General features: G+C 45.5%; 6 protein-coding genes and 4 pseudogenes. 4 read left to right on the top strand and 6 right to left on the bottom strand.

Annotated elements, in window-relative coordinates; translation table 11 throughout:
- Nucleotides 1-236: 236 nt before the first annotated feature.
- The 4 genes and pseudogenes from tnpA to NIA71_RS17275 all read right to left on the bottom strand — a co-directional run bounded on the left by tnpA (nt 237) and on the right by NIA71_RS17275 (nt 2,776).
- Nucleotides 237-660, bottom strand: a pseudogene (gene tnpA, locus NIA71_RS17290) (IS200/IS605 family transposase).
- 252 nt (nt 661-912) lie between these two features.
- On the bottom strand, nt 913-1,416 hold the full coding sequence (locus tag NIA71_RS17285; RefSeq protein ID WP_148395434.1) for a hypothetical protein: 504 nt from the start codon (nt 1,414-1,416) through the stop codon (nt 913-915).
- A 47-nt stretch (nt 1,417-1,463) separates the two neighbouring features.
- Nucleotides 1,464-2,231 (bottom strand): annotated as a pseudogene (locus tag NIA71_RS17280) (helix-turn-helix domain-containing protein).
- Between the two features lie 53 nt (nt 2,232-2,284).
- A complete protein-coding gene (locus tag NIA71_RS17275; protein WP_253021070.1) occupies nt 2,285-2,776 on the bottom strand; it encodes a nucleotidyltransferase domain-containing protein in 492 nt (163 codons plus the stop codon).
- Between the two features lie 352 nt (nt 2,777-3,128).
- Between NIA71_RS17275 and NIA71_RS20110 the strand changes: the two are divergent.
- The 4 genes and pseudogenes from NIA71_RS20110 to NIA71_RS17255 all read left to right on the top strand — a co-directional run.
- Nucleotides 3,129-3,426: pseudogene (locus NIA71_RS20110) on the top strand (cysteine-rich VLP domain-containing protein); the annotation flags it as partial.
- Nucleotides 3,412-3,738: pseudogene (locus tag NIA71_RS17265) on the top strand (plasmid recombination protein); the annotation flags it as partial. The pseudogenes NIA71_RS20110 and NIA71_RS17265, both read left to right, overlap by 15 nt.
- Nucleotides 3,722-3,934, top strand: coding sequence for a hypothetical protein (locus tag NIA71_RS17260; protein ID WP_148395432.1), 213 nt, complete (start codon nt 3,722-3,724; stop codon nt 3,932-3,934). The pseudogene NIA71_RS17265 and the gene NIA71_RS17260, both read left to right, overlap by 17 nt.
- Nucleotides 3,935-4,027: 93 nt before the next feature.
- Complete coding sequence (locus tag NIA71_RS17255) at nt 4,028-4,387, top strand: recombinase family protein (RefSeq protein ID WP_253021069.1); 360 nt, start codon at nt 4,028-4,030, stop codon at nt 4,385-4,387.
- A 586-nt stretch (nt 4,388-4,973) separates the two neighbouring features.
- Here the strand turns inward: NIA71_RS17255 and NIA71_RS17250 are convergent.
- Together NIA71_RS17250 and NIA71_RS17245 are read right to left on the bottom strand one after the other, a co-directional pair.
- Nucleotides 4,974-7,385 (bottom strand): fibronectin type III domain-containing protein, encoded by a 2,412-nt coding sequence (locus tag NIA71_RS17250; protein ID WP_253021068.1) that lies wholly within the window; start codon nt 7,383-7,385, stop codon nt 4,974-4,976.
- Between the two features lie 135 nt (nt 7,386-7,520).
- On the bottom strand, nt 7,521-11,792 hold the full coding sequence (locus NIA71_RS17245) for an Ig-like domain-containing protein (protein ID WP_253021067.1): 4,272 nt from the start codon (nt 11,790-11,792) through the stop codon (nt 7,521-7,523).
- Between the last annotated feature and the right edge of the window lie 531 nt (nt 11,793-12,323).

Here is a 12,323-nt window from a genome sequence, read left to right as displayed (position 1 = left end):
TTGCGTAAAAACTCAAATTCCATTCAGCTTTTTTTCGAAAAATCCATATAGCAGATTCGCGGCAAATGCGATAATAAACGTGTGTATTCCTACGTATTAACCAGCACCACCCGTGTGAACGGGTGGTTTGCACTGTGCCTGAAAGGCACCCCTGCCTGCGAGCATCTCAAGATGCATTGTGAAAAAGGTCTGCCAATCGCATTACATTCTCAGACTACCCCTCCAAGAGGGGTTCTTTATTTATCCTCTTCCGGATCTTCTTTTTTAAATGGGTCGATGTATTCTTTTTTACTGATCTGGTCGTTGGCTATGTCTTCCTGCAATTGGTTCCTTATGTATTCTTGAATGGCTTTCTTGTTCCTTCCCACGGTATCTACCTGTATACCCTTTGCACCAGAATTTCCGATTTCCATAGCGGTATTTCATATTCGCATGCCGATCAAAAATCATCAACGAGCTCTTTCCTTTGAGATACCCCACGAAACTTGAAATACTGATTTTCGGTGGAATACGCACAAGCATATGGACATGGTCCGGACATAGATTTGCTTCGATGATCTCCACCCCTTTTTGCTCACACAGTTTCCTCAAAATCTTTCCTATGTCCACTTTGATTGTTCCATAAATCACTTTCCTACGATACTTCGGTGCAAACACAATGTGATATTTGCAATTCCATTTAGGTCAGTTTACAAGAGACTACACGCAGACCGTGAAACAGGCTGTGCTTGTAGGGCGAAGGCCGCAAGCGCAAGGCTGTTTTCGTCAGCAGACAGGGCGTATATGGAGCCCCCGTCCCTCCGTCCTTCGTCTGGACTTAGGGCCAACTTGGCCCGATGTTGTGTATAGACACCCGGCAAAGCCAGTCGAGCCTGTTATGCGATTGCGGCTTATACCAATAAGGCACAGCTATCACTTTTTCCTCTTTTCAGGGTAAAAGGCGAGAAACAGCTTGATATAATCTGGTATTCTTGCAAGGTCGGGAGAAAAAAACCAAAAAGCAAAACCGTCACAGAATTCGTATTGTTTTCCGTGAAGGGTATAGCTTTTCCTGTGGTTACATGAACCGTCCTCTTTCATATTATGGCAATGCTTACAAGCTCCGTAAGCACCAGTAAAGGCTTGCTGTATATAGTCGGGAGCCTGTTCAATAGCCTGTCTATGTTTGTCTATATTGCTGAAATACATGCGAAGAATAAGGTCATCTTCGCGCAAATAAATCCGGGCGAAGGATTTTTTGCTTTTCACGTTCGCCTTCGTGTAGATTATCATTTTCCGCCCCCAACAATATCCGTCCCCAATTGTCTGGTTGCTGGTATATCCGAGCCTATCCATTTCAGCTTCAAAGGCTATTATAAATTTCTTGTCCTTAGGACTGACAAAACTATAGGTTTCTTCTTTTAATAAATCTTCCATCGATCTCTCCTCTAAGCTGTACGCCTTATTTGCCAAAGGCGTACTTGTCATTTTCTTTTACCCCTTTGCGGCACATAGCTTTTCGCCAGTTCGGATTTTTGGACAATCCGGGTCAGCCATTGTTTTTCTTCCTCTGTCTGCTTGTTATAACGTAACTTTGTCTGCTTGCAGAATACCATCAACAGTTATTCCGCCCGGCTGCCCTTGAAGTTCGCCACTTCCTCTAAATCCCGTTTGAGTTCGTCCACAATGGTATTGCTGTATGTCCTCCATGATAGCGTCAATATCGTCATGTACCCGGCTGATGAAATAGTCGCCCTCCCGCACATGGGCGGCTTGCAGCACTCCGGCAGTCTTGTCATGCTCACCCGGTTGGTACTTCTCCACGATTTCAGCCCTCGCCACATCTACCCATGCGTTCAAGTTCTGTATCCGTGTGGCGGCGTTACCCTCCACATAAATCTGTATATCTGCCAGCAGCTTGACAAAATCCGGATGCGCCGCCAACTCACAAAGCAGACCGGTGTCAATCCGTCCGCTTTTCAGCAGGTCTATCATCGCCTCACTCAACGCAGGTCTGCAAGCTCGGCGTTTGGGTGATTTTTTGTTTCGGTCAGCCCTAACAGATAATCAGCGGTCACGCCGTAAAACTTTGCCAGCTTGATAAGGGCATAGTGGCTGATGTCCTTGTACTCATCCGCTTCGTAGCTGCCCAGCGCGGACTTGGAAAGCCCGGTCTACTCTGCAAGTTGTTCCAGCGTCAGCCCGCGCTCCACGCGCAGATCTTTTATGCGTTCCTGTATTGTCAAAGCCATGCTATCCCCCTTACTTTGAACACTCGACAAATGGGGAGCTGAAATACTACAAATTATCTTGAAATACTTTCGAGAATTAAAATATCGTGCTTATCCTTATCTCTCAAATCATAGCCTCTATGAAAGATTTTTTGTCCCTTTACAGATATACATGGAATTGTCTTTTCTTCAAAAACAGCGCTACCAAAAAGGTCTTTTTCAAACTCATACCAACCGCCCTCTAAATTCGCTTGTTTCGCAGTTCCGTCCTTATTCAGGACAAATGGGTGTATATCTAAATAACCGTGTTTTTCGCTATATAACTCTATTCTTACAGGTTTCCAATCAGTATCTACTTCATATCCAAACTCAAAAAGCAGATTTAACAATTTCTCTGTATGTTGAGAATCAAAATTTACATCAATATCCCGATGAACTCTTGTTTGTTTTCCTGCCAATATATCAACACCCCACCCGCCGTCAATCCAATATGATATGCCCTCATTTTCTAATAGACTGACAACACTCATTAAATCTTCTTTTGTTGTAACTTCTTTTCTCCTCATACGATTTCTCCCTTACAAGCTCCGATTTTCCTTTCTGTATCTTTATTCTACCACAATTCCGGGAGCGTGGAAATAGTGCGTTTTTCAGCCGTATTTCCAACCTTTCGGATATACGGGACGGGCGGTCAAAAAAGTGTAGACTTGTGTTAGTTCATCGATGGACAGGCACAAGTGAATGACCGTCCGAAAGAGATATTACCGGCTAGGGAAGTACGCCATAACGCCGCCACTTCTGGACAAAATGTCCAGAAGTCACTTCGGGTTAACTTGGCCCGAAGCAGGCCAGCGTACCAATGCCGGAACACGCCGCCGGGAGGGGGCAGGAACGGCTTTCGGGAGAACGGAGGAACGCATGAGCAAAAAACTACCAGAGATAGAGCGCACACCGGGCGGCGGCGCAGCGCAGACGGGCAAACGCCTTTATTCGGAAAACCTGCTGCAACTATGAGAACGGCAACTGCCTGATACTGGATGATGGGGAGGAATGTGTCTGCACCCAGACTATCTCCTATTCCATCTGCTGCAAGTGGTTTCGCTGGGCGGTGCTACCCCAGGACAAGGCGCTGGAAGCGGAGATTTTCCATAGCGACAGCGTGAAGCGGTGCGCCGAGTGCGGGGCGGCTTTCGTTCCCCGTTCCAAACAGGCAAGGGCGATTGAGACCACGCTGAACGCCGGAAGGAAGAAAGAGGAAGCCCTCGCCATGCTGAAAAAATGGTTCCCGCAGATGGAGAATTTCTCCGGACAACTGAAAAAGTACAAGGTCACGATAAATGACCTTTTGGAAGAAAACCGCAAGCTGGAAGCAAGGGCAAAGGCCTGCGAAAACGGCAAGACGAAAGACACGATGGAACGGGCGAAGCTGGAAAGCGAATTACATAATATCCAGCGGGTACTTGACCGTATTCCGCCCGATGTGTTGGCAGAACTGAAACGGCAACAGCAATATGGGAAGGATAGGTGATTTTATAAGCGGTATCAGGTGCAGAAAAGAAACAGAGGTCGTGACTTTTCAGAGAAAGGAAATCACGCTGGAAAATCTCTCCCCAGTATTCACCCCGGAACAGGAAGCGGCGAAACGCCGGGAATTGGAGCAGCAGCTTTATGACGTGTTCCGCAAGTACGCCGACAAGCGGCAGGAGGAGGAAGCCGGGGCGTAAGGTTTTCCAACGACAACATTGATTTGCGGGGCTGCTGGCGGTATAATAAAACTGTCAGCAGCTCCGTTTCTTTTTGAAGAAACGGAGCGACAAATGAACAATCGGATAGACGCAATCTATGCAAGACAGTCGGTGGACAAGAAGGACAGCATTTCCATTGAAAGCCAGATTGAGTTTTGCAAATACGAATTGAAAGGCAGTAACTGCAAGGAATACACAGACAAAGGGTACAGCGGCAAGAACACAGACCGCCCGAAGTTTCAAGAGTTGGTGCGAAACATTAAGCGGGGCTTGACTGTGGAAGCCATCAGCCCGGAACAGATCAGCCAGATTTCCGGCTATCTCGACACTTGGGACAGCGTATCCTTTGACGGCAAGCGGCGGGTGGTGGATTTGATGATTACCACCATAGCCGCCACAAGCGACAGCTTAAACATTACATGGAAAATCTGATGGGCGGCACATCTCCCGTCAGACCGTTACCTTGTGTAGTCCCTTGTAAACTGTACTTTGGTGTGTGCTAGACTATTTTTATCCATTTTGGATACCTCCTTTGTTACTTTGGTTGGCAGACCTAGTCTTATTGTAACAAATGGAGGTTTTCTTTTTTCTGCTCACCGCTGGAAGCTCTCCGGAACCACAGGCATAGCCTGTGGTTTTCGTTCATACAATAAAATAGAACGAGCTTTGCTTTCGCAAAGCCCGCTCTATTGGTGCATGTAATTATTGTAAGGAATTTCTTATTTCGAAGTTTGTTTGTATTATTATACTAACTCTGAAAGCAAGCATTGTCAAGGGGTTTGACCATTTTTAGGTACTTTTATTTTGTTACATAGCAACCATGTAACAAATGAGACTGATTCCGTAACAAATTGACCATTTTCTTAGCTTTTATTGATCGCCTATTGGCTTTTGACAGCCTCCGGTTTTGCTCTGTAATCCTACGAGCCGCCCAGATAAAAGACGGGCGGCCGCATAAAGCAAATCGCTTCATACGGCCGCGCCCTCTTATTAATGTGTGATTGTGGTCAATCTCAACTTATTTTGTTCTGGCTTTTACAACTTTTGAGTAAGTACCATAAACATTCTTGCCTTTTACTTTCTGATAAGCTCTTACCTTGTAGTAGTAAGTTCTGTTTTTCTTCAGCTTCTTGTTGGTGTACTTGGTTGTTGAGCCCTTCTTGATGGTCTTAACTGCCTTGTACTTGCCCTTCTGTGAAGTAGCGCGGTATACCTTGTATCCGTTCGCTTTGCTTACCTTTTTCCAGGAAACCCGGATGCTGGTCTTGCTTACCTTCTTTGCCTTTACGCGAGTCGGAGCCTTGGGAACCGGTTTTGCGCTGACAACTTTCGTGTATGCACTCGTCGCTGATCCGGAAATTGCTTTTACCTTGTAGTAGTAGGTCTTGCCTGTCGTCAGCTTCTTATTTGTGTAGCTGGCACCGGAGGTTGTGGCAACTTTCTTGAACTTGCCTTTTTTGGATGTTGCACGATAAACCTGATATTTCTGTGCGCCCACTACCTTTTTCCAGGAAACTTTGACGCTGGTGTTGCTGGCGGAAGCGGCTTTCACGTTTTCCGGAGCGGAGAGGCTTACGGAAACTGCACAGGCAGCTGTCTTGCCATTGGCTGTCTTAGCGGTAATGGTCGCTGATCCTACAGCTTTACCGGTTACAACGCCGTTTGCATCTACTGCAGCGATCTTGGTGTTGGAAGATGTCCAGGTTACAGTCTTGTCGGTTGCGTCAGCAGGTGTTACGGTTGCCTTTAAGGCTACGGTCTTGCCTGTCTTTACGCTGGTCTTTGTGGTGTTGAGTGTGATGCCTGTAACATCTACGGCTGTTTTTACAGTTGCGCTGGAGAGCACGTATTCGGATGCATGATCCAGGGTAAAGGTAACCGTGTGAGCATCGCTTACGATCAGGGCTTTATCCCCTACCAGTTCCAGCTTTTTGGTCTTGCTGTTGATGTAATAGAGATATACAGCATCGCCAGGCTTGAAAGTCTTTTGATCAACGCCGATGGTGATGGTAGCAGGAGCCGGGAAATCGCCTTTGTGGTCCAGGGTAATACCCATTGTCTTGGCTCCTGTCGGCAGGGCTTCTGCAGCCAGCTTTTCAGAATCTGCCGTTACGGCTGCTTTGATTCCTGGCTTAACAGCGATGGATGCGTCTGTAATTTCACTTGTTTTAAATTCAAAGGTGGCAGCGATGTTTGTATCTTGATCTTTTGTTTTGATTACCAGAGTTTCCGCCTGTGAGCCTTTTGCTGCCTCGATTATCTCTTTACTGATTTCTGGAGCTGTTCCGTCAGCCTTCTGGGGAACTACAACTTCGACGGTCTCATTTTCACCGGCGGCAGCCAGCAGATTGGTAATTGTGTCTACTGTCGTGCTGTCCAGCGCTTCCTGGTCGGTTGCTGTTGTATCAATGGTTGTTTTGTTTTCACCTTTGTCTTTATCTACAGCGACTTGCTTGTCAAAAATGACGTTACATTTGATATCCTGCTGTTCGCTGGCTGCGGTGATTGGATTCATTACAAAATTAATCAATGCAGTGATCATGTCTGCATTCGTCTCCGCATCGCGTAAATTGGCCAGTGAATTTGAACTCAAATTATTGAGACCGCTCATATCGATGGTCGCGCCCTGCAGTAATTTGGCTTCTGTTGCACCAACCCGCAGAATGGTTCCTGCCGGGATGTAGGCTTCTGCATCTCTGCCGTCTTTTAAGTTCGCTGCTTGGGTGTTCAATTCAACCGCATCGCGAATTGACTTCTGCAGTTCCGTTAAATTACCGGCATTATCCAATTTTAACGGTGTTCCTTTCGGATCGGTAAAGCTCAATCGTTCGCTTCCAATTTGCATATACGCATTAGCCGGAATCACCATATAGCTGTCATCCTTATCATAAGTAGTCGTGGCAACATGGGATGCCAGTTCCATCCAGGCAGCTCTAGTCTGTTCTGTGTTTGTGGATGCTTTAACAAGATAATCGGTATCTGTTGTGACAGTCTCTACCGCATAAGAATAATCTTTATCACCAATCTTACCCGAAATTTTTGCCTTCTGGAAATCTTTAATTGATCCAATGTAATTTTCCAGATCAACCTGATCCTTACCTTCTATTCCGGTGTTTATGGTAATCTTATGGGACTTTGTTATACCCCCCATACCCAGGCTCTCAATGTTTTTCATCGTCAAGTCAATTTCTGCATTTCCCGCATTTACTTTGGCATTTTTAGGGATCTGCAGGTAAGCTGAATAGTCGTCACGGACAAAGGCCGAAACGATCGTCTCGCCTGACTTGATGGAAAGTTTTACTTTGTCATCTATACCTGTAATTGTACTGTCTGACGAGTCGGCCCATACCGCCGGCGCTGACATGGTAAATAATACGGTCAGCGACAGAAGAAAGGCCAAAAGTTTTTTGGTTTTTCCTTGTTTCTTCATAACAAACTCCTTCTTAAATAAGTGTTAATGAGATAATGATCAGAGGCGTGAAGCACCTCGCACCATTCCGCCCTTTACGGCATCGCTGCGTTAAGCGGTCAGAACGGCATATTTTGTAAGACAGCGTCGCCGCTATCATTTTACAAACACTACTGTTGTCTTTGAGTATTGACTATAAACCTTTTTGCCGGCCGCCTTGCGGTAAGCTCTTACTTTATAGTAATACTTGGTTTTTTTGCTCAAGCTCTGGCTCTTATAGCTTCTCGAATTTTTCCCGGCGGTGCGGATCTTTTTAAAATGCTTGGTGTCGCCCTTGGAGCGATAGACCTCATATCCGCTGGCGCCCGCCACCTTCTTCCAGTAGCATTTAGCGCCGCGGCTGCCTGTTGCTTTTGCCTTAACGCCCTTTGGCGCTGCCGGGATGACTTTTACCTTCTTGATCGTCGTATAGGCACTGTAGGCCGTCTTCCCGTCGATCGCCGCATAAGCCTTCACCTTATAGTAATAGGTCTTTCCTGTTTTCAATTTTTTGTCCGTATAAGCAGTCGATTTTGTTGTTTTAACCACCTTATATTTGCCTTTTTTCGAAGTGGCTCGGTATACCTTGTATCCTTTGGCTCCGGCTGCTCTCTTCCAGGTCAGCCTGGTCTTGTTATACTCTTTTGACGTCACTTTCAGCCCTGATGGCTGGCCCAGTCTTACTTCAACCGCACAGACTGCTGTTCTTCCATCAGCGGTCTTGGCATAGACTTTCGCATTTCCCGGAGCAATAGCAGTTACTTCACCGGACTGGTTCACTTTCGCGATTTTTTCATTGGAAGCGCTCCAGGTCACAGTTTTATCGGCCGCATCTTCCGGCTGCACGGATGCCGATAGTTTAGACTTCTGTCCAGCTTCCAGGGACAAGCTGGTTTTATCCAGAGTGATTCCTGTGATATTCTTGCCTTTGTAAACCACGCTGGTCAGCACATAGCTGGATGCATGAGTCATCTTTACCGTAATGCGCCCGTTTGTATCAACGACCAAGTCTTTCGCCGTAAGGGTCAGGTTATTTTTATCCGTATCCAGATAATAGAGGTGAACCCGCTCTCCCGCCTTGAATCGATCACTGACATCCAGGATAAGCGTTGCCGTTCCGGGGAAAGCCCCGCTGTGTCCTAATCGCAGCGTCTTATTCACTGCATCAGCAGGCAGACAAGCTGCAAGCAAGGTCTGTCCTTTCGTGTCCAAAGTCTTGGAAATATCCACGTTTACAGGAAGATCCTCTCGGGTAAGCTCTGAACGTTGGAACACAAAGGTTGCATCAATTTTATCTTTGTCCTTGGTAACGGTTTGAATCACAATTGGCTCTCCGGTCTTTTCTTTTGCTTGTTTAAAGACATCGGCCGGTATGGTCGGCAAAGCCTCATCGTCCTTCTGTTCCAGCAGAATTACAATGGTTTCATTTTGTTCCGCCTTTTGGATCAGCTGGACAATCGGTTCCGCATTCAGCGCCCCCTGTTCGTCTGTTTCCGGCTGGATTGCTACAACAGGGTTATCTCCAACCCCTGGAATCTCCTCGCCCTGTTCCTCTGTGACAGATACTGCACAAGTTGCAAGCGTCAACTTGTCATTGCTGCTTTTGGCCTCGATTAAGGTGTTCCCGACAGCTTTAGCTGTCACAAGGCCGTTTTCATCAACTGTTGCTATATTTTCGTTTGTCGACATCCAGATTACAGTTTTGTCTGCTGCATCCTCTGGTTCAATCAAAGCAATCAGTTGTTCTTTATTCCCTTTTACTAGTTCTGTGCTTTGCTTATTTAAGTTGAAAGCAGTCACCAGTTTTTCTGTTCTTTTTACGCTGCAATCCTTGCATGTGTAAACCAGTTCTGTTCCGTCCTGATTTTCCACTCCAGTACTCCATTGGTGGTCTGCTTGTTCTTCATGTCCACAGAATGTACAGGTGTGTTTGTGCTGCGATTCATCAACACTGCTCCATGCGTCATATTCATGAAGCTTCGTCTCAACCGTTCCGCACTTTGTGCATGTTCTGGTATGATTCAGTCCATCTGCATCAGCTATCCAGTCACCTACGTGAGGCTTGGCAGCAGGTGCACCAATGGACTCTCCATTTTCATTGAGCCAGGTTAGCTGGAAGGAGTAGTCCTTTGTCTTCGGGTTTCCTTTATATCCATTGGCCTCTTTCGTTGTCAGCATCAGGCCTGCATCGCACTCTCTGCTGACAGAGTACTCGCTGCCGCAGACAACCTGTCCGGCCAAGGTCCCTTTTAAATCGAGAGCTCCGTTGAGAATCAGCTGTGCAGGAGACCGATCCTGCGGATATTGGGTATTATCTCCGGCATATCCGGTATTCAAAGGGTCTTCAAATTTATCATAGAAAACCACTTTTTTCTTTTCAGGAATAGTCAGTTTGGCATCCCTTGCTACTGTAACTTTTGCTCCTGGCATGAACTTATAATCATTGTCAAAGGAGTATACTCCGTTATGAAATTCAAAGGAATAGTCACCGTCTATCGGATAAATATAATCTTTTGTAGAAAGATTTAAAGTGGTTATTTTTAGCGATGAATTTGAAAATGCTGCTCCCCCATACAATTTAATGATTTCAACCCCGTTTTCATATGACTTTTCCGCATAACTGCTTTCATCACTTAATCTGAAAAGTCCATTTTCATTATTAATCTGCGGGAAACGGGTACAATAAAACTTTCCGCCTCCGCCAAAGAGAGATGTCGCATACATTTTCACAGTTCCCACCAGCGAAGCGCCGTAATCAATCCGCGTTGTCGTTTGTATATTATGACAGTCGTACTCGTTCATTGGATAGACTTTGGCAAAATGCATATTACTAGCTTGCGTACCGCCCCTCCAGTGTCGAACAACATATAAATCTCTAATTTCACTGCCAGTTTCTCCACGTATTTGTCCCGTGCCTGTTATATAACCGCCTACGTCCAACAAACCTTGATTTTTAACAATAAGATTTCCCTCTAGCTTAATCTGTGAATAACCGCCTGTAATATCCTGATCGTAATAACCGGCAGCCGGGCGGCCGACTACTGCGTTGACAAGAACTCTGCCGTTGATAAAAAGGGAGGCATCCTTGCTGATTGTCAAGATATGATACAGTTTAGCGTTCTTTCCAATTCCAGTGTATGGCGTTGTTTTATCTGTCCCGTCCGGACAGTAACCGCTCGAAGCATATCCCTTTGTGTCCAAGGCATCGGTCGGCAGCAGAAGAAAAACATCTTTAGGAACCGTTGCATTGTTTTTAAGGGTCGTGTCTCCTGTCAAAATTACCGTATCGCCTGCTTTAGCTTCAGCAAGAGCCTCTTCTAATGAGGCGTAAAACTTTCCGTCGTTCCTCGCCGCATAATCATTCTGGCTGAAAACGGCTTTAATCTTAACGTTCTTTTCAACCTGGAAAGAATACTCCTTTTCTGCTGACAAGAACTGGCCCGCGCCGTCAACCCACCCCAGGAAATCCACTCCTGACTTGGGAGCTGCTTTGATCATTACTGTACTATTTCTTTTAATATCATTTATCGTTCCGTCCGTTTGAAGGAAAGCGCCTGCGTATTCTGCCGTTACCTGCCCCTTTGCAGCATCACCTTCAATGGCGACCCCTGCATTTTCTGTCTGAGCAGGAGTGATGGTTATCGTTTTTGTATATGATTTGCCGCTATTGTTGATGGTCAGTTCCAGCTTACGTTCGCTGCTGGTTTCCGTCATAGGAATTTCTACTTTCCCATTTGAAATAACAACTTCATTGCCGTCCAGACTCGCCGACAACTGAAGACCGCTCACTTTATCTGTGATCTTTGTTTCTATTGTGTATGTAACATCTCCTCTTGAGGGGAAATATTCCTCATTGACGTCCTGGAACTTATATGCTTTGGAAGCAGTTCCGCTACTAATGGTAATGTCTGCAAGACCACGTATCAATGAAAAATCTCTTATAGAAACAGAACCCGTGCCTCCAAATCCCATATACATAAAGGTTAGTGTGTGCGAACCTTCTGGAATGGGAACCATGATTTCTTTAAAGCCGTTCGTCTCTGTATTATAGGAGTCACCCTGCTGTTGATCATCTAAGAGTAATGCGAAAAAATCAAGGTTTCCGCCTTTTACTTCATACTGAAAGGAACACACTGCCGGTCCTGTAATTGTTTCTGTTTGAAACATTGCGCCATTATATTCCACACCGCTTTTTGTATATGCTTTCGCGGCGTCATCGTATATCCATCCACCTGGATTGGAAAATCCCGTCACGCTCCCATCCGGCGACAACTTGCTGGCATCAATATCCTCTGCAAACACACTGGCGCTCTGCGCTGCAAGAATCATCAGCACGATCACCAGCACCGCTAAGAAAGAGTTTCCATAACTACGCTCTTTTACATTCATCTTTCCGTTCTCCATTCAATTCCAAACAATTACCTTCCAATCATCAATCCAGCATCCCCGCTTTAAGCCCTCCCGAACAAAAAAACGCCGCCTGTTGACAGCACCCTCGTTTAAATAACACGTTAATCGTATTAAAACATTCCAGAACGTATGCTTCGAATCTGTTTCAAATGTTCATTTTTATTTGCTGCACAAATTATTTGGCTGTCAATTTTTTGTTGGATTTTTAATTGTCCCCACGCAGCCCAATCCCCTTATTTCGTATAAATATACTACCCCCCCCACCAACTTTTGTCAACGCTTTTCATGGTATTGCCTTGCTACAAAAATGTTACATTGCAACCTTGTAACAATTAGACTTTTTAATGTAATCGTATGTTATTGACAAAATGAAACCATTCGATTTTAATTTTGGTGTAAGGCTTCCTAATTAAGTTTTATCATTAAGCGGTTGCATGGGCGGAAGCCATAAAAAATGCTTTAATAAAACCCTAATTCCATGCAAAAAGAAACAGGCCTGCCCAATGGCAA

Source organism: Ihubacter massiliensis (assembly GCF_024125305.1).
GTDB lineage: Bacteria > Bacillota > Clostridia > Peptostreptococcales > Anaerovoracaceae > Hominibacterium > Hominibacterium faecale.
The sequence above is the reverse complement of the archived record's forward strand: the minus strand, read 5'-3'. Positions and strand labels throughout refer to the sequence as shown.

Coding starts and splice junctions, on each gene's coding strand:
- NIA71_RS17285 (WP_148395434.1), bottom strand. CDS start 1,416: ATGGAAGATTTATTAAAAGAAGAAACCTATAGTTTTGTCAGTCCTAAG.
- NIA71_RS17275 (WP_253021070.1), bottom strand. CDS start 2,776: ATGAGGAGAAAAGAAGTTACAACAAAAGAAGATTTAATGAGTGTTGTC.
- NIA71_RS17260 (WP_148395432.1), top strand. CDS start 3,722: ATGGGAAGGATAGGTGATTTTATAAGCGGTATCAGGTGCAGAAAAGAA.
- NIA71_RS17255 (WP_253021069.1), top strand. CDS start 4,028: ATGAACAATCGGATAGACGCAATCTATGCAAGACAGTCGGTGGACAAG.
- NIA71_RS17250 (WP_253021068.1), bottom strand. CDS start 7,385: ATGAAGAAACAAGGAAAAACCAAAAAACTTTTGGCCTTTCTTCTGTCG.
- NIA71_RS17245 (WP_253021067.1), bottom strand. CDS start 11,792: ATGAATGTAAAAGAGCGTAGTTATGGAAACTCTTTCTTAGCGGTGCTG.